The organism is Bacillus sp. WP8, from assembly GCF_000800825.1.
Taxonomy (GTDB): domain Bacteria; phylum Bacillota; class Bacilli; order Bacillales; family Bacillaceae; genus Bacillus; species Bacillus safensis.
Map to the genome: position 1 here is coordinate 898233 of NZ_CP010075.1, position 24208 is coordinate 922440.

The following is a 24208-nucleotide window of genomic DNA, read 5'->3' on the forward strand; positions in this document are numbered from 1 at the left end:
GTATGTATTAACATGAGCATACTGAAAACGCGAACAAGAATGGCTGATCGGTCAACCGAAGGCTCTATCACTTAAGCATGAGTGAAGAGCCTTTTTTTATTTGAATGAGAAAGGATGATGAAGATGGAAAAAAAGAAAAAACGAAAAAAATACAGAAAACACATGGATATCACACTAGACATCTTAATTGAGCGGAACAAATATGAGATTTACAGCAGCAAGGAACGAATAGAAGCGATTTACGATCGGATTGATGAAAAGCATACAAGGACAAAATAACTATTTTATAAAATTGAGTTGATTTATGGGATTAATATGATTTAGGATGGTGCTAACAATTCAATATGATTAGCTGATCGGACAACACGAAGGCTCTTATCTCTTTTTTGGGGATAAGGGCCTTTCTGTGTATTTATCTGATGGCAAGAGGAGTGGAGGGTTTCAATGACGATTTCAATTGATATTGCGGATAAATCCTTTTGGAAAGACAAACAGACCATTCGGGTTCTTGAAGACTTGAGATTGAGCATGATTCCAGGTGAATTTGTAACAGTGATAGGTCCGAGTGGATGCGGAAAAAGTACGTTGCTAAAAATCATAGGCGGGCTCGACACAGCGTATGATGGGCAAATTTTGATAGGAGACAGACGGGTCACAGAACCAGGAATGAAACAGGGCTTTATCTTTCAGGAACACCGCCTGTTTCCATGGCTGTCAGTCGAAGAAAACATAGCGGCCAATTTCAATTTAAAACAACAGGATGTACGCCGCAAAGTGGATGAATTGATTGAAATTGTTCGATTAAAAGGATTTGAACATGCCTATCCACATGAGCTTTCAGGAGGAATGTCGCAACGGGTTGCCATTGCGAGAGCACTCCTTCGTGATCCGGAGATCTTATTGCTTGATGAACCATTTGGTGCGCTGGATGCATTCACACGAAAACACTTGCAGGATGTGCTGCTGGACATTTGGCAGGAGAAAAAAACAACGATGATGCTCGTTACTCATGATATTGATGAATCGATTTATTTAGGAAATGTAATTGTGCTCTTACAAGCGAGACCTGGCCGAATCCATAAAATTCTTCCTGTGAATCTGCCTTTTCCGCGTGATAGAACGTCAACCTCTTTTCAACATTTAAGACAAAAGGTGCTTTCGGAATTTGAGAAAACAGATGAATTGTTACTAACTGATGGATCAGGGATTTAGGGAGGGGAAATCGCATGAAAAAGATACAAATGATCGTGATTTTTTTGAGTCTTCTCCTTGTTTTAGCAGGGTGTGGTCAAGCAGCAGACGGTTCAGAAAACAAGGTGAAAGAAATTCGGATTGGGATTCAGCAAAGTTTGAGCCCGCTGCTTTTAGCAAAGGAAAAAGGGTGGTTTGAACAATCATTTGAAAAAGAAGGAGTGAAGGTAAAGTGGGTGGAGTTTCAAAGTGGTCCTCCCCAATTTGAAGGACTTGCTGCAAATCAATTAGATTTCTCGCAAGTTGGAAACTCACCTGTCATAGCAGGTCAGGCAGCGGGTATTGATTTTAAGGAAATTGGTTTATCTCAGGATGGGCTGAAAGCGAACGGTATTTTAGTGAATAAGAACAGTGAGATTCAAAAAGTAGAAGATTTAAAAGGGAAAAAAATTGCTGTCGCTAAAGGGAGCAGTGGCTTTGATTTTTTATACAAAGTATTAGATCAGGCAGGTTTATCTGCGAAGGATGTTCAGATCATTCAGCTACAGCCAGATGAAGCGATATCAGCATTTGAAAATGGATCCGTTGATGCTTGGTCGATCTGGGAGCCGTTCTTATCACTTGAAACGATCAAGAAAGGAGCAAAGCTGCTGGTGAATGGGGAAGCGACTGATTTATATTCTCCAGGTTTCACACTTGTTCGCACTCAGTTTGCTGATCAGCATCCTGAACTAGTGGTGAAATTTTTAAAGGTATATGACCATGCGGTGAAGTGGCAGAAATCACATCCAGAAGAGGCTGTTACTCTATATGCGCGTTTAAAAAATTTAGATAAGAAGGTCGTCACACAAGTATTAAACAATACGGAACCACTCAATAAGCCCATTTCGAAGAAGATCATCAATGCTCAGCAGCATACCGCTGATTTTCAATATAAAACAAAGGCGATCCAGCGGAAAATTGATGTCAATCAGGTTGTAGATAATTCGTTTATTGAAAAAATGCTGAAAGAGGAGATGGATGAATGAAAGCTATTTCGAACCCGGCTTTAGCATCTAAAATTGAGCGGTCAAAGAGAAAAAGGAGAAAAGCTTCTTCTTTATATAAGTTAAAGGGACTGGTATTACCTGTTCTACTTATTGCGGTTTGGCAGATTATAGCTGGTTCTCAAATTGTTTCTTCCACTGTATTGCCTTCGCCCGTTTTGATTGCTGAATCCTTTCGAGAGTTGATACGTTCTGGTGAGCTGTTTGGCCATCTTTACATCAGTCTTTATCGAGCAATATGTGGATTTTTACTTGGGGGAGGCTTAGGTCTTATGCTGGGCGTATGCGTAGGGTTTTCTAAAAAAACAGAGCAGTATGTAGATCCGACCTTGCAAATGCTGAGAACCGTTCCTCATTTAGCGGTCACCCCTTTATTCATCCTCTGGTTTGGCTTTGATGAAACGGCGAAAATTTTATTGATTGCACTTGGGGCTTTTTTTCCGATTTATATTAATACTTTTCTTGGTATTCGCAGTGTAGATAATAAGCTGTTTGATGTGGCTCGCGCCTTAGAGTTTAATCTGTATCAAAGCATCACAAAGCTGATTTTACCGGCTGCTCTTCCGCATATTCTTCTGGGCGTGAGGCTGTCATTAGGAATTGCTTGGCTAGGTTTAGTGGTAGCTGAGTTAATGGGTTCAAGCAGCGGCGTCGGCTATATGATTATGGATGCAAGGCAATTCTCTCAAACGGATAAAGTGTTTGTCGGAATTATCATCTTTGCAGTAGTAGGTAAGCTGACAGATTCATTTGTACGTCTGTTAGAAAAGCGTCTGCTCAAGTGGCGCACTAGTTATCAAGGTGAATAATAACAGGGGGCGATGTCATGAATATTTTATGGTTTATTCCAACACATGGAGACGGCCGTTATTTAGGTTCAGCAAAAGGGGCAAGACAGGCAGACTATCCATATTTTAAACAGATTGCTCAAGCAGCTGATCAGCTTGGTTATACAGGGGTCTTGCTGCCGACTGGGAGATCATGTGAAGATCCATGGCTGACGGCAGCTGCTTTAGCTGCTGAAACCACTCATTTAAAGTTTCTCGTGGCTCTTAGACCAGGGCTTATGCAGCCGTCTGTTGCTGCTAGAATGACGTCTACATTAGATCGTCTTTCAGGTGGAAGGCTGCTGATTAATGTGGTAGCAGGGGGAAGTAAAGAGGAGCTTGAAGGAGATGGGTTATTTATTTCTCATGATGAACGCTATGAGGCAACAGAAGAATTTTTGACGATTTGGAAGCGGTTATTGAAAGGAGAAAATGTACAATTTCATGGCAAACATCTACAAGCGGAAAATGGCCGGCTGCTATTCCCGCCAGCTCAAACCCCCCATCCACCAGTCTTTTTTGGCGGATCATCATCAGCAGGAATTCAAGCGGCCGCCAAGCATACAGATGTCTATTTAACTTGGGGCGAACCGCCTGCACAATTAAAAGAGAAAATTGAACAAGTGAAGAAACAGGCTGAAAAGGAAGGAAGAACGGTGAAGTTTGGCATTCGTCTTCATGTGATCGTGCGAGATACCGAAGAGGAGGCATGGCAGGCAGCGGAACATCTGATTCGTCATTTAGATCAGAAAACAATTGAGGAGGCGCAAAAAGTTTTACAGGGGATGGACTCAGTAGGTCAAAGACGGATGGTGGAATTGCATCAAGGGAGGAAAGACAAACTTGAAATTAGCCCAAATCTTTGGGCAGGCATTGGCTTAGTACGCGGCGGTGCAGGAACAGCACTCGTCGGAGATCCGCAAACAGTAGCAGATCGTATCATAGAATACAAGTCTCTAGGCATTGATACATTTATATTTTCTGGCTACCCGCACCTAGAAGAAGCTTATTATTTAGCAGAGCTTGTTTTCCCGCTCCTTCCATTTAAGAGGTCGGGGGATACAGGACTCTCTGTGCCAGCTGGTGAAATCATTGGGAACAATCATTTTCCAGATGCAGCCTCTGCTGCTAGTTCCTCATAAATATGAAAAAGCAAAGCAGTCTGCGATGGCTGCTTTGCTTTTTTTCATAGAATAGGAGCGAGTCATATGTTGTGTACTGCTGAACAAGGTAAGGGCTTTTTTCCCAATCGATTTTCTTGTATATACATATTTTCAGAGTCAAGAGAAGAAGGAAAATATACTCACTCTTTTATCGGAATGATCAGTAAATATTTCATAATTGATGTTATTGCGACATATAATCAGGACTTTTATATCTGATATATCGGGGGAATTCTTTCTATCTCACAAAAAAGAAAGAATAAAAATGATAGATGATAAATATGGACTATTTGAAAAAGAGAAGAAAAAAGATGGTGCAAATGACATTAAATGGGTTTTGTGGTTCTTAAGAGGTGTTAAAATCTAGTAAATAAGAGAGGGTTTAAACAGATGAAGGTGAATAATTGAATAAAAAGTCACATTTTAATCAAATGTATGTTCGGTCAAAAATGGGATGTTCTGTAGATGTTTGGCGTGTGACGCCTATGATACGATCATCATAAGCTGGGAGGTGAAAAGTATGACTTATGCAGCGCCGCAAGTTGACTATTCCACTATGGAACCTGCTATTATGGACCAAGCTTGGTTCTTAGTATTTGTTGCTGTCCTTCTTGGATTGGGAGCAACAGTTGTTCTAGGAGCAGCAGTTTGGTGTATCGCAAACGGCAAGGGTAGCTTTACAGGAGCCGTTCAGTGGGAAAGTGGCTTAAAAGTCCAAATTGAATGTAAGTAGCTATACTTAGGATTCATCTTTTTACTTCTTAGATAAGACACCAGGGCTAAACCGTCTGTGGCGGGCGGTTTAGCCTGATCTGTTTTTAAAGAATATGCAGACACTTGGAGGTTATATGTTTACGATCGAGAATTTAACCAAAACGTATAAAAATAACGTGACTGCTGTCAATGATTTTCATTTAAAGATCGACCCTCATCAAATCGTTGCTGTTGCTGGACCGAATGGTTCGGGTAAAACAACGATGATTAACTGTATACTTGGCATCATTAAGCATACAGAAGGAAAAATTCATTTGCAGGGCGTCACTAATGATGAACCATCCTTTAAAAAACAAGTAGCCTATGTTCCAGATGACCTGCTGCTCCCTGAAGCATTGACTGGTGCTGAATATTTAGAGTTTGTTTCTTCTATGTATGAATGTAAAACAATTCACAGAAGAAATCAACTAATTGAACTGTTTGATATGGACTCGGCTTTATCAAGACCGATCGAAACCTATTCACATGGGATGAAAAAAAAGACACAGCTGATTGCTGCCTTTATGCTTAATAGTCAATTGGTGATCATGGATGAGCCCTTTAGAGGACTTGATATTGAAGCGGTTATAAACACAAAGAAACTGATGAAGCGGTATGCCGAGCACCATGGTGCGATCTTGCTTTCAACGCATGATATGCTTTCAGCGGAAGAGCTGTGCCAAAAAATCGCCATTATTTCTAAGGGAAATAAAATGGATGAAGGAACAGTTTCAGCCTTAAAGGAGAAGTATCAATCAAGCACACTGGAACAGGTGTTTCTGAAAGCTTCAATGTTAAGTGATAGGGGTGCACATTTTGATGAAATCATTAATCATTTCTAAAATGATGCTTAAAATGTGGCAGCAGGAAATGTATAAGCTCTTTGATACTCAAACGAAGCGGATCATTGTGGTCTTATTCTTTTTGTTTGCCGTCACAATGGGGGCCATTATCGGATATAGCTTTACAGGTGTCTTTATGAAGGCTTTCTTAAATGGAGATGAACGGTCACTTGGATTACTCGTTGTCTCAATGGCGATCAATGCCTCTATTTTTACAAGCTTGTTATTCGTTTTGATCAAGGTCAGAACACCTGAACAAGACCGATTTTCTATGCAGCTCAGCTGGTTTCCGCTCTCTACCTTTCAGAAAAGTTTTGGATACTTCATTCCGATGGTGACAGTGGTGGCAGGACTTGTTTTATTTTTTATCGGTATTCTGCTTTTACCTAATTTTATTGCCCAGGGAATAGGTGTTTTCTTTATCTTTACTTTCTTTTTGATGGTGCTTTTGCAGTCGCTTTTTGTCTTAATGCTCCTGCAGTTTATTTACAATATCACTTATTTACTCGTTTTGAAATTAAAATTACCGTTGCAAAAATTTGCAGCGATATTTGTTTTATTGGCACTCGTTGTGGCGTATGGATTGACGCATTTTGATATTAGCCAAATTCAGCAATCATATCTACAGTTTGATTATCATTTGATGTATTTTACAGCACCGTTTTTCTTAGCGGCACAAGGAATGTCTCCTGAAGGGGTGAATTATGCCATCTTGATTCTGTTCATCCTCTTATCGGCAGGCGGCGCATTTCTTTCTCTTGCGATGATGCCGATTATGGCAGAGAAAAAAGCGTTAACCTTTTTACACAAGATGCCATTCTCTTCTTCAAAAAAGTGGTCACTTATTGTGAAGGAAATGAAGTCACAGGTACGGAATGAAGAAAACATTTTAAACTTTCTTATTCTTCTCATAGTGATCTTATTCGTCCGTTATCAATTTGGATTCCGCTTTGAAGAAGAAGCGTTTTTTGTTCTATGTGCTCTTGCTGGATTAACAGCCTTCAATTCGTTTGGCAATGATAAACGAATGCTGGGGATGTATAAAACATTTGGCCTGAGATCCTGGGAAGTGGCTTTGTACAAGTTTATCGGTCTTCTGCTTGTTGGTGTACTGCAAATTGTTTTATTCATGCTGACAACGCTGACGCTTCCTGATCAAATTTGGCACGCGTTGATTGGTGCGGCTGTCTTATGCAATGCCACTGCGCTCTTTTATGTAGTAGGTATTTTACTTCCTCTTGATCGAAACAATCCCTACACAGGCATATTTTCATTTGGAGCGCTTATTTTACTCATGATTCCGATTGTTTTTATTGGGAACTATGTCATAGGGGCATCGAGTCAAATGCTTCAATGGCTGCTTGTCGCTGCATTTGAGGGTCTGCTCATCTTTGCCATATACAAAGGTTTTTCATGGAGGTATTCACATGATTCAACTTCTTAACAATAAGCTAAAGATTGAGCGGGTACCGGAACTAGCGCCGTATGTGACCTTACAAAAGAGGCATCTCACGGATACGCAGTATGGAAGCACACTCCCGATCAATGAAAGTGCCTATCATATGTTAACGAAAGTGGACGGTAAAAGGACAGAAGCGAGTATTACAGCAGAGCTCGCCGATTTGTTTCAGGTCGATGAGTCGGTGATTGCTCGTGATTTTTATCAGCTGATGACGGGATTGAATCAGCATCACTTGCTGTCCATTCATTATCATTCACCGTATCGGATTGTGACAGCCTGCTGTCAATTTTTCAAGCAGTATCAAGTCAAAATGAAGGAACGATTTGATTGTACTGGTCACTCGTTCCTTCACATTTTTGGAACGGCTTTGCTCATGGTGACGCGTAAAATCATCTTTTTCTGGATGCTTTTTATGGTCATGGCAGGGCTCGCTTTTTTATTCATTCCTGATCCATCGATTGCAGCCATTGCGATTTATTTTACGATTATATATTTCGGGTTAATTACCGGAACTGCCTTACATGAGGCGGCACATGGCTATGCGCATCGAAAATTTGCAGGGCGAAATGGTCCTCAAGGCTTTTTTGCGAGTGACATGATGTCAGTGAAGTTTGTAAGACCCGTATTAGATCCGTTTCAGAAAAAGCAGGTATGGATTACGCTGCTTGGACCGCTCGTTCCCGGTGTGATTGGCGCAGCAGGCATCATTGTGACCATTTTATTTCTAAAAGAAAATCCGGTTTCAACAGGTTTTTTCATTTTTTCAATCTCGTATTTTATCCAATTACTCTATCTTCTTCCGTTTATGGGGGATGGTAAATCCATTATGAAGCAGCTATTGCTTGGGGGAATGGGAGGACAACGATCATGAACGTACAGGCGATGAAACAAGGCGCAATAGTTGGTGGTTTTTTGGGGTTCTTAGGCTTTCCGATGCTGACAATCGGCGTACTGTTCTATCATTTATTTCAATCAAAAACGAATGATGCTTTATTATTTAACAGTCTCGCTTTTGAAATGGAAGGCTCGTCCGCATTTACTTTTCAGATCAAGCCAAACTTTTTTATTTATATGATTGTGATTTTTGCTGCGAGTTTTCTCATTGTGGCATGCCTATCAGCAATAAAGCAGAAAAGAGCGAAAGATTAGGAAAATTATCCTAATCTTTTTTTGTATGACAAACCAAATTTTAGTATAATAAGAAATAAAAAAACATCAAAGGGGATCACAATGTTTAAAAAATGGAGCATTCTTTTATTCACAGTTTTTCTATTAGCAGGATGCGGCGAGAAGGCTGCAGAAACGACGACGACAGAGAAGACGGTATCAGAAAAACCTGCAACAGAAAAAAATAAGGAAATATCAAATCAAGATAAAGTAACTGTTGAACCAATGAAACTAACAAAGAGTGAAAAAAATCTTTTGGATGTATTAACAGCAGATAAACCCGAATTAATGATGACAGTTCAGGGGCTCAAAGCAAATAATAAAAGCGTTTCCTTAATCGGTGTGCATTACAAGGATGGACAATTACTTAAAGAAGACACAAAAGATGTCACCATTAAACTTCATCAAAATGGTGTCGATAAGAGTGTGAATTTTATCTATCAGCTAGATGAGGAAAAAGATGATCTGTTAAAAGCAACGTATGGCTTTTGGGTAGATAAAGAGAAGAACGAACTAAGGAAACTCTCAACTAGCATGGATTTTAAACAGGATGTGGGAGGAAACCTAATGATAATGCAAGCAGAAACTTTTCACATGGCTCCCGGAGAGAAAAAATTAATATCAATAACCATCACAACTGGAGCTAAATCATCAAGTCCTGGTTTAATAGAATTTGAAAAGAACCCTAAAAAGAATTTGAAAAATGTGAAGCATGCCTATTTGGTGTATTTGCAATTAGATAAATAACTATCGTAATATATACGGAGAATATGAATTATTTTGACGAAAAATCTTCATATTCTCTTGACGAATTGTTAAGAAAGTTGTAACATAATAAAAGTCAACACGATGACGTTGCTTTTAAAAAATTGATGCGGGTGTAGTTTAGTGGTAAAACCTCAGCCTTCCAAGCTGATGTCGTGAGTTCGATTCTCATCACCCGCTCCAATACATAATTTTGTTTATAACGCAGTATTTCGTTTCATAGATAAACGAAGTGTTGCGTTTTTTATTATGTCAGTATAATGTGAAAAAGCACTGTCAGGCTACAGTGCTTTTTCAATGAGTTCATATTTGCTTTCTCCGCCATGTATTTGTACAAACATCTTCGTCAAGGATTGAATAAGAGCTTCACTCTTTTCCCGGGAAATAGATGGAGGGAAAAGGATGATTTGAAGAATGTTCTTTGTGTCTGGAGAAATATGTGCTGTACTTGCTTGAGAAAATAATCCATTCAGTCCTGCGCCGTCCTGCCATTCGATGTGACCAGCCTCATGTTTTGTCAGTGAAAGCGGTCCTTTGATGCGATCGGCATCTAATGTCAGGATGGGTAAGAAATATTTTAGTGAGAAAAATATCGACAAATCCTGTACGGAATTGGTCGAGTCAATAAATTGTTCCTTTTGGATATCAGAAAGAAGTGAAAGGAAAGGAACATCTTTTAAAAGATCCGTCCATTCTTTGATGGCTGGTACTTCTTCTAAGACTTTATCTTCGTATTCAAAAAATAAAGATTCTTGAAACAGGCGTAAGCGGCCTTTTAACATTTGAGGTGATGTGCCAACTTCAATATGCGAATATTCAATCTGCCCAACATGGATAGACGGGTTTTGAGGATGAGAAATTTCCATATGTATCTTCACAGTGACTCACTCCAATCGGTCATGATACACTCGTATTATACTGAAAACAACAGAAGAAACAAAGAAAGGAGGTTTGCAAGGTGATTCATGTTGGAGAATTAAAAGAAGAATTGATTCAATATGCGAAAGAAATTGGTGTGGATAAAATTCGATTTGCAAGTGCCGATACATTTGATTCATTAAAGGACCGTCTCATCTTACATGAATCGTTAGGGTATTTGTCAGGCTTTGAAGAGCCTGATATTGAAAAACGGACAAACCCTTCTTTGCTGCTTCCGAAGGCCAAATCAATTGTTGCGATAGCGCTCGCGTACCCTTCCAAAATGAAAGATGCTCCTCGAAGTACAAAGGACGCGAGACGGGGGATCTTTTGCCGGGCTTCATGGGGAACAGATTATCATGTCGTGCTGAAAAAAAAGCTTGATATGCTTGAAGAATTTTTGCGGAGCAAACATGTTGATATACGGACAAAATCAATGGTGGATACAGGAGAATTGTCTGATCGTGCTGTAGCAGAACGTGCTGGCATTGGTTTTAGTGCAAAGAACTGTATGATTATCACGCCAGAGTTTGGATCTTATGTGTATTTGGCTGAAATGATCACAAATGTCCCGTTTGAGCCGGATGAGAAAATTGAAGACCAGTGCGGAACATGCAATAAATGTGTGGATTCGTGTCCAACAGGTGCGCTTGTGAATCCCGGACAGCTGAATTCTCAGCGGTGCATTTCATTTTTAACGCAGACAAAAGGGTTTTTACCTGACGAATTTCGTTCGAAAATAGGAAATCGATTGTACGGGTGCGATACGTGTCAAACTGTCTGCCCGATCAATAAAGGAAAAGATTTTCATCTGCATCCTGAAATGGAGCCGGATCCTGAAATTGCAAAGCCGCTGTTAAAGCCGCTTCTGACGATCAGCAATCGTGAGTTTAAGGAAAAATACGGTCATGTTTCAGGTTCATGGCGGGGGAAAAAGCCCATTCAGCGGAATGCAATTTTGGCACTCGCTCATTTTAAAGATACATCTGCCTTACCAGTGTTAATTGAGCTGATGCATAAGGACCCAAGACCGGTCATTCGGGGAACGGCTGCTTGGGCGATTGGCAAAATTGGCGATGATCAGCAGCTCCCAGAGCTGGAAAAGGCTCTTGAGCGAGAAAGTGATGAAGAAGCGAAAGAGGAGATTGTGAAAGGGATTGAGCTCCTGCAGACACCTTTAAATACTAAATAACATCCCTGTGAACATAGAATGAACCAAACAGAGATTTTAAAAAATGTTTGGTGGTGTCTGTGTGAAACAATTATTAGAGAAAACTTTAGAAGACAGGCTGGCGTATTTAATCAATGACCGTGCAATCAAGCAGCCGCAGCTTATGTCTGATGTGGAAGCAGTAGAGCGGAAAAAAGAGCTTTTTGCTAGAAGACAGGTTGAAATTGTGAAGGCGAAAGCAAAAACAAAACTTCTCGATTCATCCATTCAAGATGATGGGGCTCAGCATGTGCAGTATCTTGCTCATCTCACATATGTCTGCAAGGATGTAGACGATTCTTTTTATTTAGAGGAACAGGTGGAAAAAAGAGAAGCATTTCTTTATAACGACATGCTTGTCAAAGATCGGATGATGCTAGAAGAGCGGCAAAGAGAAGAGCTTATGGATGAGCGCTTTCAGACCGAAGAACAATTCGGCAGAGCTTTTCACTATGACCGGCGGGCAGCCGTGCAGTATGCGGAGACTTACTGGAATAAGCGGAATCCAGCCTATAAAAATTTTGAAGATAACTGTACAAATTTTATTTCACAATGTTTGAAAGCTGGGAATGCGCCAACAAGAGGATATCCGAACCGCGGGTCTGGCTGGTGGGTGCGTCCGCATACGTGGAGCTATAGCTGGACGGTAGCTCATGCGATGAAAAATTATTTAGCGAATTCGAAAGCGGGTTTGAGAGCAAAGAAACTCAAAGAACCACGCGAGCTTCAAATTGGAGATGTCATTTGCTACGATTTTGAAGGTGATGGAAGGTATAATCATACAACCATTGTTGTTGATCATGACAAAGGCGGAATGCCTCTTGTGAATGCACAGACGTATGACTGCCGCATGCGTTATTGGTCATACGAGGATTCGACCGCCTATACACCTGCTATTCGATATATGTTTTTTCACATTTTGGACGATGCCGCGAAAGGTAGTTAGTGGTATAATGTTGAGCGGAAAAGAAAATTAGAGGTGAACTTTTTTGGGACTTCATGTCGTTTTATATCAACCAGAAATTCCAGCTAATACTGGAAATATTGCGCGTACATGTGCAGCAACAAATACAACCCTTCATCTGATTCGTCCGCTTGGTTTTTCGACAGATGACAAAATGCTGAAGCGTGCAGGACTCGATTATTGGAAATATGCCAATGTGGTCTATCATGATTCACTTGATGAATTGTTTGAGGCTCATCCGAAGGGGCAATTTTTCTATATCACAAAATTTGGCCAAAAGCCGCATACGACATTTGATTACTCTCAGCTGGATGAAGACTATTTCTTCGTCTTTGGCAGAGAGACAAGTGGATTGCCAAAAGATTTGATTGAACAGAATATGGATCGTTGTCTTCGTTTACCGATGACAGAGCATGTTCGTTCCCTGAATCTGTCGAATACGGCAGCCATTCTTGTATATGAGGCACTTCGCCAGCAGCAATATCGCGATCTCATATAAGATCATGATAAAAGCCGAGATACTGATCTCGGCTTTTTTATGTGAGATAAGATACAGACAGATGAAAAATATGACTTAATTATACTTTTTTTGACATGTTAAAAAATAGGTAGTATGATAGATTGTGATGACGTTTTCAAAAAATGATGAATCCATTAGGAGGAGTAATGAGATGAAAAAGCTACTGATCACTAGTGCCATCAGCTCAGCAATTTTAATGGGGACGATTCCAGTCAGTATTCCAGGACTCTCTCAGACGCAGGAGATAGAAGCAGCTCAGCTATCAAAAGGGATTGGCGGGCGTACTTATATCAATAGTAACGGATCCATATTGGTCACAAAAATTCAGCTCCCTCCCGCAATGAGTGTGTCAAATGGTACAGCTTATATTTATTCTGGATTCACAGGTTCAAAGGAAGCGGATATTGGGCTTCAATACAGTCCAACCTATAATGTGTGGAAACCTACGATGAAAGTAGGAGCAAATAATCAAGAGACATATATCGAAGGAAAAAATGACTTTACGTATACAAAGGGATTTAAACCTGGAAGTACTGTTCAAATGACGATTTATAAAAATTTGAATGGGCATACAAGAGCGACGTTCTGGGGCACAAATAATGTTGGCTATACCGGCCGCATTATTACAGAAATTCAAAACTCAAACATTGGCGCTGTGACCAAATGGAAACTACTGTCGACGGTAGCAGTAACTGACGATATTTATCGAAAAGACATTCGGGCGAACTTCTCTACTCGTTTTACTGACATCACATTGGATAATCGTGCCGTCACACCTGTGGTCGATACGCAAGACTTTACGAAGGTTCAGGTGTCGGGGAATACAGTGAATATGCAAGTGCTGAAAACAACGAACTAAATGAAAAAAGGATGTTCCGCAAATGGAACATCCTCAGCGTGTAGACAAACCCCCGCATTCGTTGTCAGGTCTGCGCTTCGGTGCTCACGAATGTCAAATTCGCTCCGCTCCGGTGCTCGCCCTTCCTAGACTGCAAAGGTTTTCTATCACGCTGAAAAGAAGACAAAGGGCTAAAATCAAAATCATTTTAGCCCTTTGTCAACAATCTGAGGATGTTCCGCAAATGGAACATCCTTTTTTTCATTTCCCAGGCTTGCCTTCGTACCCAGCAGTGAAAATGGATACTAAAAACGTAATGATGACGCCCATCATAATGACCGTTCTCATATAAGCTCCCCCTTATCCCTTTGTTCCGTTCGCTGCCTGTTTCATATGATGTGAAGTTCACCTTGAAAAGCAGGAGAAGAAAATCATTTTTCTCCTATTTTTCCTTTATTATGAAGGGTCTTGCGGATGGTTGTCAATTCAGTTTGCCAATTCGTCATTTTGAAGAACGAAAGCATGTAATAGGACGCCTCCGCATAGATTGTAAAACAGTATCTGATTTCTAGCTTCAATCTTGAAAGAGGAGGTTCATATGGATATTTTAAAGAAAATCGAACAGCACAGAGAAGAAGAGCAGCGTCTCAAATGGGAAGGCACATTCAGCGATTATTTAGACATTATTAAGGAAAATCCACTTGTCGCTCAATCTGCTCATTCTCGCGTTTATCATATGATTAAAGATAGCGGGATTGAAGAGGAGAATGGGGTCAGAACCTACAAATTTTTTGATCAGGAGCTGTTTGGGTTAGAGGAATCACTCGAAAGATTAGTGGAGGAATATTTTCACCCTGCTGCAAAGCGGCTGGATGTCAGGAAGCGTATTTTATTACTGATGGGACCAGTAAGCGGAGGGAAATCGACGCTTGTCACTAGATTGAAAAGAGGACTTGAAGAATATTCACTGACAGATCATGGCGCAGTTTATGCGATCAAAGGCTGCCCTATGCATGAAGATCCGCTTCATCTTATTCCGCAAAATTTGCGGGAGGATTTCTATAGAGAATATGGGATTCGTGTGCAGGGGAATTTGTCGCCTCTGAACATGATGAGACTGGAAGAGGAATATGGCGGTAGAATTGAGGATGTAAGGGTCGAGCGGATCTTTTTCTCAGAGGATAAACGGACCGGCATTGGTACCTTTAGTCCGTCTGATCCGAAATCTCAGGACATTGCCGATTTAACAGGAAGCATCGATTTTTCAACCATTGCTGAATTTGGATCAGAGTCAGATCCCCGTGCGTACCGCTTTGATGGAGAACTCAATAAAGCAAACCGAGGGATGATGGAGTTTCAGGAGATGTTAAAGTGTGATGAGAAATTTCTATGGCACCTCTTGTCATTAACGCAGGAAGGAAATTTTAAGGCAGGAAGATTCGCCTTAATTAGTGCAGATGAATTGATCGTCGCCCATACGAATGAAACCGAGTACCGGTCGTTTATTTCAAATAAAAAGAATGAGGCTTTGCATTCAAGAATTATTGTGATGCCAATTCCTTATAATTTAAAGGTCACAGAAGAAGAACGCATTTATCATAAAATGATTTCAGAAAGTGATGTCTCGGATGTGCATATTGCCCCGCATACGCTGAAGGTAGCAGCCATGTTCTCCATTTTGACGAGATTGAAAGAGCCGAAGCGTTCTGATATTGATTTGGTGAAAAAAATGCGTCTGTATGACGGAGAAAGTGTCGAAGGCTTCCAGTCAGTCGACATTGATGAGATGAAAAAGGAATTTCATGATGAAGGGATGAGCGGAATTGACCCGCGTTATGTAATCAACCGAATTTCATCTACCATCATTCGAAAGAACATGGAATCGATCAATGCACTGGATGTCCTGCGCTCCTTAAAAGAAGGGCTTGATCAGCATCCATCTATCTCCAGCGAGGACCGGGAGCGTTATTTGAATTTCATCTCAGTCGCGCGAAAAGAGTATGATGATATTGCGAAGAAGGAAGTGCAAAAGGCATTTGTGTATTCCTATGAGGAGTCTGCGAAAACGCTGATGGATAATTACTTAGATAATGTCGAGGCTTATTGCAATAAAAACAAGCTGCGTGATCCATTAACGGGTGAAGAAATGAATCCTGATGAAAAGCTCATGCGTTCAATTGAGGAGCAGATCGGCATTTCTGAAAACGCCAAAAAAGCATTTAGAGAAGAAATTCTGATTCGTATTTCGGCTTATGCGAGAAAGGGAAAACGCTTTGATTATAATTCGCATGAGAGATTGCGAGAGGCCATTCAGAAGAAGCTGTTTGCCGATCTAAAAGATGTGGTGAAAATTACGACATCGACGAAGACACCGGATGAACAGCAGCTGAAGAAGGTCAATGAAGTAGTGGCTAGATTGATTGATGAGCATGGATATAATTCAACAAGTGCAAATGAACTTTTAAAATATGTAGGCAGTCTTCTGAATCGTTAATAAATGAAGGAGGCATTATTGGCGCATCAGCACCGGTAATGTCTTTTTTAGAAATGATCGTCAACTTGGATGACGAGCAGCATAGGATAAAGGAAGAATTGTGCAAAAAGGTGAGGAGGGGGATGGATGTCCCGGCAAGAAAAAAGTCAGTTTATTGTGTCTCAGGAAGACTGGTCCCTCCATCGAAAAGGCTATGACGACCAGCAGCGTCATCAGAAAAAAGTCAAAGAGGCGATTAAAAACAATTTGCCGGATCTTGTCACAGAAGAAAGCATCATCATGTCGAACGGAAAAGATGTTGTGAAAATTCCGATCCGTTCATTAGATGAATATAAAATTCGGTATAACTACGACAAAAATAAACATGTAGGTCAAGGGGATGGAGACAGCGAGGTTGGCGATGTTGTTGCGCGCGATGGCTCAGACAGTAAGCAAGGGCAAGGAAAAGGGCAGGGCGCTGGAGATCAAGCTGGTGAGGATTATTACGAAGCAGAAGTCTCATTAATGGATCTCGAGGAAGCACTGTTTCGTGAACTGGAGCTGCCAAACCTCAAGCAAAAGGAGCTTGACGACATCATTGTCGAACAAATTGAGTTTAACGATATTCGCAAAACCGGGTTAACAGGAAATATCCACAAAAAACGAACGATGCTCTCGGCATTTAAACGAAATGCGATGACAGGCAGCCCTTCCTTTTATCCCATCTATCCGGAGGATATCAAGTATAAAACGTGGAATGAAGTGACCAAACCAGAGTCGAAAGCTGTCGTTTTGGCGATGATGGATACGAGCGGAAGCATGGGTCTTTGGGAAAAATATATGGCGAGAAGTTTTTTCTTTTGGATGACACGTTTCTTACGGACAAAGTATGAGACAGTTGATATTGAATTTATTGCTCACCATACAGAGGCGAAGGTGGTAGACGAAGAACATTTCTTCTCTCGGGGTGAGAGCGGGGGGACCATTTGCTCGTCTGTCTATCGAAAGGCACTAGAGCTCATAGACGAACGATACCCGCCGTCGCGGTATAATATTTATCCTTTTCATTTTTCTGATGGTGACAATTTGACATCAGACAACGCCCGGTGTGTGAAACTTGTTTCTGAGATCATGAAAAAAGCCAATTTATTTTGCTATGGTGAAGTGAATCAATACAACCGGCATTCTACGTTAATGTCAGCATACAAGCATATTCAGGATGAGAAATTTAAGCATTATATTCTGAAACAAAAATCAGACGTTTTTCTCGCACTAAAAAAATTTTTTCAGCAGGAAGAAGTTCATTCATAACGAGCACATTTGAAAAAACCTTTCAGCATAAGGGCTGAAAGGTTTTTTGTGTGGAGAAGGAAGGGATCACCAGAAAAAAAGTAAAACTTTCTCTTTGACATTTCAATTTTCATTTATTAATATTTAATCTTGTTAAATATAAGTTTTTCAAAAAAGATGCCGATCGTCTTTTCTTCTTTTTCTGCTCCTTGCTCATAATTGCACAATAAATATAAATGGGCTGCACACCATGTTTCGGGCGGGGGTAGATCAAGGGAAAAAGACAGATTGTTGAGCTTGTTTCATATTCTGTCAGATGATGGGCATTCTAAGTTTGCTAAAGCAGATGACACTATATTTTTATACATGAAAGGAGAAACAAAACATGAACAGAGGGCGTTTATTGCTAACGAACATTATTGGCCTTATTGTAATTCTTGCCATTATTGCCGGAGGTGCTTATTACTACTACGAAAGCACAAACTTTGTCAAAACAGATGAGGCTAAAGTGACAGGTGACATGTATCAAATCACAGCACCAGCAGCTGGACAAATCAAAGGCTGGGATATCAACGAAGGTGACGAAGTGGAAAAAGACAGCACAGTTGCAAAAGTTGAAGGACAAACAAAAACAAACATTAAAGCAGTGGCTGATGGCACATTAGTCAAAAAAGAAATCCAAAACAACCAACAAGTGCAGCCTGGTACAGTTCTTGGTGAAACAATCGATTTAAGCAAGCTTTACATCACAGCAAATATTAAAGAAACAGATATTAAAAACATTGAAAAAGGCGATAAAGTCGACATCGTTGTAGATGGAGATCCTGATACAACATTTGAAGGAACTGTTGAACAAATTGGTTATGCGACAAACTCAACATTCAATATGCTGCCAGCAACAAATTCAAGTGGTAACTATACAAAAGTAACGCAAAAAGTAGCAGTGAAAATTTCTATTAAAAATCCATCAGACAAAGTACTTCCAGGTATGAATGCTTCTGTCAAAATTTCATCTTAATGATGATTGATACCAAAAAATGAAAGGAGGTTGTCTGAGATGGCAAATCAACCTGCAGCGACAAAACAGGGAGCAGGCTCCTTGTCTTTACTGATCATTTTAATGGCCGGTTTGTTCGTAGCGATTTTAAACCAAACGCTTTTGAACGTAGCTATGCCCCATTTAATGACAGAATTTAATGTGAGTGCGACAACGATTCAGTGGCTGACAACAGGCTACATGCTTGTCAACGGTGTGCTGATTCCGTTGTCTGCGTTTTTAATCACACGTTTTGGACAGCGCAGCTTATTCCTAGTGGCGATGATCTCATTTACACTAGGTACATTTATTTGCGGTATTGCGCCAAACTTTTCAACAATGCTCATCGGCCGTTTGATTCAGGCTGTCGGCGGCGGTATCTTACAGCCGCTTGTCATGACAACAATCCTTTTTATTTTCCCTCCGGAAAACAGAGGGAAAGGAATGGGGATTTTCGGTCTTGCGATGATGTTTGCTCCTGCAGTAGGACCAACATTATCTGGTTACATTATTGAACATTATTCTTGGCGTATTATGTTTTACGGACTTGTGCCAATCGGTGCGATTGTCATTATCGCGGCTTTCTTTATGTTTAAAAATATTGTAGAGCCTAAAAAAATCAAGCTGGACAGTCTTGGTGCGATTCTTTCAATCGTTGGTTTTGCTTCCCTTCTTTACGGAGTGAGTGAAGCAGGAAGTGATGGTTGGACAGATCCGATCGTCTTATCTACGATTATTATTGGTGCGATTGCGATTATTCTCTTTATTTTCCAACAGTTGAAAGTTGATAATCCGATGCTTGATTTCCGCGTATTTAAATACAGCATTTTCTCATTATCAAGTGTCATTAACATCATTATTACGGTTGCCTTATATACAGGGATGTTCTTACTTCCGATTTATCTGCAAAACCTCGTTGGGTTTACGGCATTGCAATCTGGGCTATTAATGCTTCCAGGGGCACTTGCGATGCTCATTATGTCCCCGATATCAGGGATCTTGTTTGATAAATTTGGACCTCGTCCGCTTGCGATTGTGGGGATGCTCATTACCGTTGTCACGACATATGAGTTTACAAAGCTGACCATTGATACTTCTTATAGTCACATTGTGCTCATGTATGCAGTACGTGCATTTGGTATGTCACTTCTTATGATGCCGGTTATGACAGCAGGGATGAACCAATTACCACAGCACTTAAACAGTCATGGTACAGCGATGTCTAATACATTGAGACAAATTAGCGGTTCCATCGGTACGAGTTTGATCACAACGATTTATACGAATCGGACGACATTCCATTATTCCAATATGGCGGATCAAACAAATACAGCCGACCCGCTCTTTATGAATTCATTCCAGGCGGCTGTATCGAATGTGATGCATCATATGGGCATGACAGCAGAAGCTGCTCAAAAATATGTATCCACCCAGCTCTTTACGAAAGCACAGATCGATTCAAACGTGATGGGTATCAATGATGCTTACATGTGGGTGACATTATTCTGTGCGGCTGGTGTCATTCTCAGCTTGTTCCTGCGAGATGTTCGTAAGGATAAAAAGCGAAAAGAACAGCAGCATAAGAAACAAGAAATATCATTGCTTCCAGCACCTAAGGAAGCAAACCAAGATGCAAGATAAGTGTGGAGGGACCGTACATGAAAATTTATGTTGTATACGATAGTGAAGGTGACCATACAAAAGCACTTGCAGAAGCGATTGCAGCAGGCGCAGGTGAAACAGAGCAAGCTGAAGTATTCATTGATCACGTGAAAGATGCAGACATTCGCAAGCTTGATCAAATGGATGCGATCATTTGGGGCTGCCCTGGTCACTTTGGTACTATTAGTTCTGGGTTAAAGACATGGATTGACCGTCTTGGCTACTTATGGGCAGAAGGGAAACTAATCGATAAAGTCGGTGCTGTTTTCTGTACAACTGCTACAACACACGGCGGTTTAGAAATGACAATGCATAATTTGATTACCCCGATGTTCCACCAAGGAATGCTTGTTGTCGGCCTTCCTGGGAATGTTCCTGAGAATGCTTTATACGGCTCTTACTATGGAGCTGGTGTGACATGTCCGATCGATTCTGATGAATTGATTTCGACTGAAGGCATTGAACTCGGAAAAGCACTAGGAAGACGTGTAGCATCAGTCACTGCATCATTTAAGCGATAAGGAGAGGGTTCTTTTGGCGACGATTATTGTAGCGTTAGTAGCTGCTGTTCTAGTCATTATTGGATTAGTAGCGTTCAATGTCAGACACGCATCGGCCGATAAGGAAGAGATCAAAGAAGATGTCTCCAATCAGCCTGACGTGCCGCATAGCGAGCCAGAAGCTGTGGCGAGACCTGTAGAGCCTGAAGTTGAAAAAAAAGCGTCAGAGCCTTCTCAAACAGATGATGCTGCGTCTGGCGACGATTTCTATAGACAGGCGCTTCAAAAGTTTAAACAGCCAGAACCACCTGTCAAAGAAGAAGAACCAGAAACTAAAATGAATGATGATATGTATCGTTCTGCTTTGCAGAAGCTAAAACAGAAGGATAAATAAAAAAGAGAACCTCTCATCAGGTTCTCTTTTTTTATGGAACAAAAAAACCGCCGACAGAAGCCGGGCGGTTTTCCTTCACTCTATAAAGTGCTAAAAGAGCAGATGCTCTTAAATTACGCTTTGTTAACGTTAGCAGCTTGTGGTCCACGGTTACCTTCAACGATTTCGAAAGAAACTGATTGACCTTCTTCTAAAGTTTTGAAGCCTTCGCCTTGGATAGCAGAGAAGTGAACGAATACATCGTCTTGACCTTCTACTTCGATGAATCCGAAACCTTTTTCAGAGTTGAACCATTTTACTTTACCTTCTAACATGAAATTTCCTCCTAAAGCGATCTTAACGCTTAAATTCACTATTCTTGCTCTTACACAAACTTCAAAGACGAAAACTCTTTCAAAACTTTCTTCTTAAAGATGATACGAACAAAAATAATTACCTTTACTTTACCAGTGTTTGCGGGAAAAAACAACTGTTATACGAAAACTTTTTTAAAAATAATTAGCGCTAACAAATTGAGGAAAATGCCTATGTCAAATGGTCTTTTTTTCTCTCTGAAAAGCTCACTTGATTTCGGCCGGACTCCTTCGCTTTATAGAGCTCTTGATCAGCTATAATCGGTAATTGCTTGATGTCTGCACTAGTTCCATGAGAATAAGCACATCCAATTGATACTGTAGTGTGAATGGACAGACCGTTTTTTAAATAAATCGGCTGATCTGCTATTTTTTTTCGTAAGCGTTCTGCAATCTGCCATGTTTTTTCAATTGTACAGTTTGGTAGAAGGACAGCGAATTCTTCACCGCCAATCCGCCCAATATAATCAGAGCTTCTTGTGTTTTTAATCAGCCTTGTACCGATTTCTTTTAAAACGATATCTCCCTCATGATGCCCGTATTGATCATTAATGGTCTTGAAATAATCGATGTCTAGGTAAATAAGGGACATTTGATGGATAGGCTGCTTCAACTTCTTAGTAAAAGCATCACTTAATACCTCATCGAACTTCCGTTTATTTAAAACACCTGTTAAAAAGTCATAATGAGCTTGGAATTTATACAAATTTAACAGCTGATATGCTTTTGTTTGATGCTCAATGACATAAAAGTTAAACAATCCAGCAATATATGAGAAAATCCAATAAGTAGAATGCAGTTGAAATGATGTCTCATGCACGACCATGATAAACAGGCTTGTGGCCATCACATTACCAATCGTAATGGATAACAGCATTTTCACAACATGATTCATATGACGCTCTGCAATCAAAAAAGAAGAGGTTGCGATAAACATCATGGAAAAAATATTGATGGAAGAAGCGATGTTGGCTTCAATTAATAACCGGCCAATGATGACAACAAAGGCTGCAACCATTGTTTGGGCGATGCCTCCATAAAAGGCCGTTAAAATAAGGGGAATATGTCTTAAATCGATGATCGCTGGTCCTGTTTTAATAGAGAAGAACATTAAAAGGACACCGAGTAACCCAGAAAGCATGCCTTTGCATAGTTGTCTGAGCAAGGTATCTTCTTTCTTCAGAAAGTTCTCTTTAAACACAAGCATAAATAAATAATGGAAAGTAACAAGAATTGTTAAATTAATAAAGAGGTCTCTTAGCAAAATAGAATCACCTTTTTAAAATTACTAAAATTTGTTGCAAAAGAAAAGGGTAAAAAGGATAATTAATAAAAAATTTAATGAAGAGGAATTGAAGAAAATGCGAGGAAAACGCTTTCCAGATCAAACGGACTGGCTTTCTTTTTTTGAAAAAATGCCAGATGCCGGATTTGAAAAAGAAATGCCGGTTGAATATCAAGATTTGACGTTTCGGTTCGAGAATCAGGAGGAGCGATTTGTTGTGGACATGTCGCTTGCTATGCGGGAATTTACCTTAAAGGTTGTTCGAAAAAAGAACGAATCTGTTTTAGGCATATATGATTTTAAAACTGTGCAGCATGTAGAGATAAAAAAAGATCGGAAGGAAGAAAAGGAGCTGTTGCTGATATTAGAGCATCATGACGACTTCCTCACAACAATCGAAATCTCATTTTTACCTTCCTTTTGTCTCATGGTCAAAGAACATTTTTCTGGAGAATAAACAGGAGCCTCTTTTTATGAAGGCTCCTGTTTTATTATTTGTGCTCGATGTCATTGATGACTTGCTGGATTGATTCATCATCCATCACATTCATCACATTTTCATCAATGTGAAGAGATTGCGCATAAGACTCTCTTGGCTGATGGGTTCTTGTTGGTGATTGGTGCTGGTTTGTTTGATTTGGCTGGACAGCTGTGAATGCTTGCTTGATCATTTGTCCAACTTCACCTGTTCCTTTTGATTCTTTATGTGAGTGGGACTCATGGCGAGATGAGTTTTGGTGCTGATGGTTTGCGCCTGTCATCATTGAAGACATATTCATTTGTGCCATGCTTTTCAGCCTTCTTCGTAAAACTGGGGAGAATAATGCAATGATAGCTGTTGATACTGCGATCATTGCGCCAGTGCTCATACCTTTTCTTTTTTTAAACAAACGAATCCCTCCATTTGGTCGTGATGATTCTTCATCATGTTTAGGATGACCAAACCCAGCTGAATTATGAATTCATTTTACGAAAACAGAGGATGTGTGCATAAAAAGCCGGCTGGATGAAAAACCTATGAGCAAAAGGAGGGAATAATTGATGAATAAGAAATGGATGCTATCTTTACTGCTCGTGCCAACATTAATCACCGCTGGGTGTGGAATGAACAATCAAGGCGATGAGCGTAGAGGAACAATGAAAAGGCAATATGAAAATGTCACATATAAGAATGACAACATGAGACAGGATCAGCCAGATGTTCAAACACCTCAGAAGGTCAAAGTGGCAGATAAGGCGTCAGAGCTTGTAGCGAATATGTCTGAAGTGAAAACAGCGAACGTGCTTGTCACTGGAAAAAATGCATTTGTAGCCGTTGTGCTTGAAGGCAATAAAAGCGGTGATGTGACGGACGATCTGAAAAAGAAAATTTCAGACAAAGTCAAATCAACGGATCAACAAATCGACAACGTGTATGTATCTGCTAATCCAGACTTTGTCGATCGTATGCAAGGGTACGGAAAACGTATTAAAAGCGGAGAGCCAATTTCAGGATTCTTCGATGAATTTACTGAAACGGTTAGACGTGTCTTCCCTGAATCAAAATAGC

At 40.4% G+C, this 24208-nt stretch carries 28 protein-coding genes and 1 tRNA gene; 25 read left to right on the forward strand and 4 right to left on the reverse strand.

The genetic code is table 11. The annotated features are described in order from the left end of the window. Positions 1-123: 123 nt before the first annotated feature. From QR42_RS04390 to QR42_RS04445, 12 genes are all read left to right on the forward strand, one after another. Complete coding sequence (locus tag QR42_RS04390; protein WP_039177358.1) at positions 124-279, forward strand: FbpB family small basic protein; 156 nt, start codon at positions 124-126, stop codon at positions 277-279. Between the two features lie 165 nt (positions 280-444). Further along, entirely contained in the window at positions 445-1212 is a 768-nt protein-coding gene (locus tag QR42_RS04395; protein ID WP_039177361.1) for an ABC transporter ATP-binding protein, read from the forward strand. A 29-nt stretch (positions 1213-1241) separates the two neighbouring features. Further along, entirely contained in the window at positions 1242-2219 is a 978-nt protein-coding gene (locus tag QR42_RS04400; protein ID WP_371412179.1) for an aliphatic sulfonate ABC transporter substrate-binding protein, read from the forward strand. Further along, positions 2216-3046 (forward strand): ABC transporter permease, encoded by an 831-nt coding sequence (locus tag QR42_RS04405; RefSeq protein WP_039177367.1) that lies wholly within the window; start codon positions 2216-2218, stop codon positions 3044-3046. The genes QR42_RS04400 and QR42_RS04405 overlap by 4 nt, the downstream gene beginning before the upstream one ends. 17 nt (positions 3047-3063) lie before the next feature. Next, on the forward strand, positions 3064-4206 hold the full coding sequence (ssuD, locus tag QR42_RS04410; RefSeq protein WP_039177370.1) for an FMNH2-dependent alkanesulfonate monooxygenase: 1143 nt from the start codon (positions 3064-3066) through the stop codon (positions 4204-4206). Between the two features lie 541 nt (positions 4207-4747). After that, entirely contained in the window at positions 4748-4960 is a 213-nt protein-coding gene (locus tag QR42_RS04415; protein ID WP_012009371.1) for a hypothetical protein, read from the forward strand. Between the two features lie 115 nt (positions 4961-5075). Further along, entirely contained in the window at positions 5076-5822 is a 747-nt protein-coding gene (locus QR42_RS04420; protein ID WP_039177374.1) for an ABC transporter ATP-binding protein, read from the forward strand. Beyond that, positions 5800-7266 (forward strand): hypothetical protein, encoded by a 1467-nt coding sequence (locus QR42_RS04425; RefSeq protein WP_039177376.1) that lies wholly within the window; start codon positions 5800-5802, stop codon positions 7264-7266. Before QR42_RS04420 ends, QR42_RS04425 begins: the two co-directional genes overlap by 23 nt. Next, positions 7250-8155 carry a PqqD family protein gene (locus QR42_RS04430; protein WP_039177379.1) on the forward strand — a complete coding sequence of 302 codons (906 nt, stop codon included), beginning with the start codon at positions 7250-7252 and terminating at the stop codon, positions 8153-8155. The genes QR42_RS04425 and QR42_RS04430 overlap by 17 nt, the downstream gene beginning before the upstream one ends. Next, positions 8152-8433, forward strand: coding sequence for a hypothetical protein (locus tag QR42_RS04435; protein WP_039177382.1), 282 nt, complete (start codon positions 8152-8154; stop codon positions 8431-8433). The genes QR42_RS04430 and QR42_RS04435 overlap by 4 nt, the downstream gene beginning before the upstream one ends. 81 nt (positions 8434-8514) lie before the next feature. Continuing rightward, positions 8515-9198 (forward strand): putative periplasmic lipoprotein, encoded by a 684-nt coding sequence (locus QR42_RS04440; RefSeq protein ID WP_039177385.1) that lies wholly within the window; start codon positions 8515-8517, stop codon positions 9196-9198. Positions 9199-9325: 127 nt separating this feature from the next. After that, positions 9326-9399: transfer RNA gene (locus QR42_RS04445), tRNA-Gly, on the forward strand. A gap of 98 nt (positions 9400-9497) precedes the next feature. Here the strand turns inward: QR42_RS04445 and QR42_RS04450 are convergent. Next, the gene (locus QR42_RS04450) at positions 9498-10094 is read right to left on the reverse strand and encodes a hypothetical protein (protein WP_224927855.1); all 597 of its coding nucleotides are present in this window, start codon (positions 10092-10094) and stop codon (positions 9498-9500) included. 83 nt (positions 10095-10177) lie between these two features. Between QR42_RS04450 and queG the strand changes: the two genes are divergently transcribed. From queG to QR42_RS04500, 11 genes are all read left to right on the forward strand, one after another. Beyond that, positions 10178-11326: a tRNA epoxyqueuosine(34) reductase QueG gene (gene queG / locus QR42_RS04455; protein WP_024427417.1), complete on the forward strand. Its 1149-nt coding sequence runs from the start codon at positions 10178-10180 to the stop codon at positions 11324-11326. Positions 11327-11387: 61 nt separating this feature from the next. Next, positions 11388-12290 carry an amidase domain-containing protein gene (locus QR42_RS04460; protein ID WP_039183034.1) on the forward strand — a complete coding sequence of 301 codons (903 nt, stop codon included), beginning with the start codon at positions 11388-11390 and terminating at the stop codon, positions 12288-12290. Between the two features lie 43 nt (positions 12291-12333). Beyond that, positions 12334-12807, forward strand: a complete 474-nt coding sequence (gene trmL, locus QR42_RS04465; protein ID WP_034282301.1) for a tRNA (uridine(34)/cytosine(34)/5-carboxymethylaminomethyluridine(34)-2'-O)-methyltransferase TrmL — start codon at positions 12334-12336, stop codon at positions 12805-12807. Positions 12808-12979: 172 nt separating this feature from the next. After that, positions 12980-13687, forward strand: a complete 708-nt coding sequence (locus tag QR42_RS04470) for a YrpD family protein (protein ID WP_039177393.1) — start codon at positions 12980-12982, stop codon at positions 13685-13687. A gap of 22 nt (positions 13688-13709) precedes the next feature. Next, positions 13710-14018 carry a hypothetical protein gene (locus tag QR42_RS19360; RefSeq protein ID WP_162473401.1) on the forward strand — a complete coding sequence of 103 codons (309 nt, stop codon included), beginning with the start codon at positions 13710-13712 and terminating at the stop codon, positions 14016-14018. A gap of 246 nt (positions 14019-14264) precedes the next feature. Beyond that, the gene (locus QR42_RS04475) at positions 14265-16160 is read left to right on the forward strand and encodes a PrkA family serine protein kinase (RefSeq protein WP_024425326.1); all 1896 of its coding nucleotides are present in this window, start codon (positions 14265-14267) and stop codon (positions 16158-16160) included. Between the two features lie 126 nt (positions 16161-16286). Further along, positions 16287-17450 carry a sporulation protein YhbH gene (yhbH, locus tag QR42_RS04480; RefSeq protein WP_034282299.1) on the forward strand — a complete coding sequence of 388 codons (1164 nt, stop codon included), beginning with the start codon at positions 16287-16289 and terminating at the stop codon, positions 17448-17450. Positions 17451-17814: 364 nt separating this feature from the next. Beyond that, a complete protein-coding gene (locus QR42_RS04485) occupies positions 17815-18447 on the forward strand; it encodes a biotin/lipoyl-containing protein (protein ID WP_039177397.1) in 633 nt (210 codons plus the stop codon). Positions 18448-18486: 39 nt separating this feature from the next. Further along, positions 18487-20106: a DHA2 family efflux MFS transporter permease subunit gene (locus QR42_RS04490; protein WP_039177398.1), complete on the forward strand. Its 1620-nt coding sequence runs from the start codon at positions 18487-18489 to the stop codon at positions 20104-20106. A 17-nt stretch (positions 20107-20123) separates the two neighbouring features. Continuing rightward, complete coding sequence (locus QR42_RS04495; RefSeq protein WP_024425322.1) at positions 20124-20648, forward strand: NAD(P)H-dependent oxidoreductase; 525 nt, start codon at positions 20124-20126, stop codon at positions 20646-20648. Positions 20649-20661: 13 nt separating this feature from the next. Then, a complete protein-coding gene (locus tag QR42_RS04500) occupies positions 20662-21021 on the forward strand; it encodes a hypothetical protein (protein WP_039177402.1) in 360 nt (119 codons plus the stop codon). 113 nt (positions 21022-21134) lie between these two features. Here the strand turns inward: QR42_RS04500 and cspB are convergent, their stop codons facing one another. Together cspB and QR42_RS04510 are read right to left on the reverse strand one after the other, a co-directional pair. After that, entirely contained in the window at positions 21135-21335 is a 201-nt protein-coding gene (gene cspB / locus QR42_RS04505; RefSeq protein ID WP_008349061.1) for a cold shock-like protein CspB, read from the reverse strand. 211 nt (positions 21336-21546) lie between these two features. After that, on the reverse strand, positions 21547-22638 hold the full coding sequence (locus tag QR42_RS04510) for a GGDEF domain-containing protein (RefSeq protein WP_039177405.1): 1092 nt from the start codon (positions 22636-22638) through the stop codon (positions 21547-21549). A 97-nt stretch (positions 22639-22735) separates the two neighbouring features. Between QR42_RS04510 and QR42_RS04515 the strand changes: the two genes are divergently transcribed. Beyond that, the gene (locus QR42_RS04515) at positions 22736-23116 is read left to right on the forward strand and encodes a hypothetical protein (protein WP_039177408.1); all 381 of its coding nucleotides are present in this window, start codon (positions 22736-22738) and stop codon (positions 23114-23116) included. 34 nt (positions 23117-23150) lie between these two features. On the opposite strand, the gene QR42_RS04520 is transcribed toward QR42_RS04515, so the two are convergent. Further along, positions 23151-23549 (reverse strand): hypothetical protein, encoded by a 399-nt coding sequence (locus tag QR42_RS04520; protein ID WP_039177410.1) that lies wholly within the window; start codon positions 23547-23549, stop codon positions 23151-23153. Between the two features lie 151 nt (positions 23550-23700). Between QR42_RS04520 and QR42_RS04525 the strand changes: the two genes are divergently transcribed. After that, positions 23701-24207, forward strand: a complete 507-nt coding sequence (locus tag QR42_RS04525) for a YhcN/YlaJ family sporulation lipoprotein (RefSeq protein WP_034282294.1) — start codon at positions 23701-23703, stop codon at positions 24205-24207. Position 24208 lies beyond the last annotated feature (1 nt).

Bases quoted from the DNA above. Each gene is read 5' to 3' on its own strand.
- QR42_RS04430 (WP_039177379.1), top strand. From the start codon at position 7,250: ATGATTCAACTTCTTAACAATAAGCTAAAGATTGAGCGGGTACCGGAA.
- QR42_RS04440 (WP_039177385.1), top strand. From the start codon at position 8,515: ATGTTTAAAAAATGGAGCATTCTTTTATTCACAGTTTTTCTATTAGCA.
- ssuD (WP_039177370.1), top strand. From the start codon at position 3,064: ATGAATATTTTATGGTTTATTCCAACACATGGAGACGGCCGTTATTTA.
- yhbH (WP_034282299.1), top strand. From the start codon at position 16,287: ATGTCCCGGCAAGAAAAAAGTCAGTTTATTGTGTCTCAGGAAGACTGG.
- cspB (WP_008349061.1), bottom strand. From the start codon at position 21,335: ATGTTAGAAGGTAAAGTAAAATGGTTCAACTCTGAAAAAGGTTTCGGA.
- QR42_RS04515 (WP_039177408.1), top strand. From the start codon at position 22,736: ATGCGAGGAAAACGCTTTCCAGATCAAACGGACTGGCTTTCTTTTTTT.
- QR42_RS04490 (WP_039177398.1), top strand. From the start codon at position 18,487: ATGGCAAATCAACCTGCAGCGACAAAACAGGGAGCAGGCTCCTTGTCT.
- QR42_RS04525 (WP_034282294.1), top strand. From the start codon at position 23,701: ATGAATAAGAAATGGATGCTATCTTTACTGCTCGTGCCAACATTAATC.
- QR42_RS19360 (WP_162473401.1), top strand. From the start codon at position 13,710: ATGGAACATCCTCAGCGTGTAGACAAACCCCCGCATTCGTTGTCAGGT.
- QR42_RS04475 (WP_024425326.1), top strand. From the start codon at position 14,265: ATGGATATTTTAAAGAAAATCGAACAGCACAGAGAAGAAGAGCAGCGT.
- QR42_RS04415 (WP_012009371.1), top strand. From the start codon at position 4,748: ATGACTTATGCAGCGCCGCAAGTTGACTATTCCACTATGGAACCTGCT.
- QR42_RS04485 (WP_039177397.1), top strand. From the start codon at position 17,815: ATGAACAGAGGGCGTTTATTGCTAACGAACATTATTGGCCTTATTGTA.
- QR42_RS04420 (WP_039177374.1), top strand. From the start codon at position 5,076: ATGTTTACGATCGAGAATTTAACCAAAACGTATAAAAATAACGTGACT.
- QR42_RS04435 (WP_039177382.1), top strand. From the start codon at position 8,152: ATGAACGTACAGGCGATGAAACAAGGCGCAATAGTTGGTGGTTTTTTG.
- QR42_RS04390 (WP_039177358.1), top strand. From the start codon at position 124: ATGGAAAAAAAGAAAAAACGAAAAAAATACAGAAAACACATGGATATC.
- QR42_RS04470 (WP_039177393.1), top strand. From the start codon at position 12,980: ATGAAAAAGCTACTGATCACTAGTGCCATCAGCTCAGCAATTTTAATG.
- QR42_RS04495 (WP_024425322.1), top strand. From the start codon at position 20,124: ATGAAAATTTATGTTGTATACGATAGTGAAGGTGACCATACAAAAGCA.
- QR42_RS04400 (WP_371412179.1), top strand. From the start codon at position 1,242: ATGATCGTGATTTTTTTGAGTCTTCTCCTTGTTTTAGCAGGGTGTGGT.
- QR42_RS04425 (WP_039177376.1), top strand. From the start codon at position 5,800: ATGAAATCATTAATCATTTCTAAAATGATGCTTAAAATGTGGCAGCAG.
- QR42_RS04395 (WP_039177361.1), top strand. From the start codon at position 445: ATGACGATTTCAATTGATATTGCGGATAAATCCTTTTGGAAAGACAAA.
- QR42_RS04405 (WP_039177367.1), top strand. From the start codon at position 2,216: ATGAAAGCTATTTCGAACCCGGCTTTAGCATCTAAAATTGAGCGGTCA.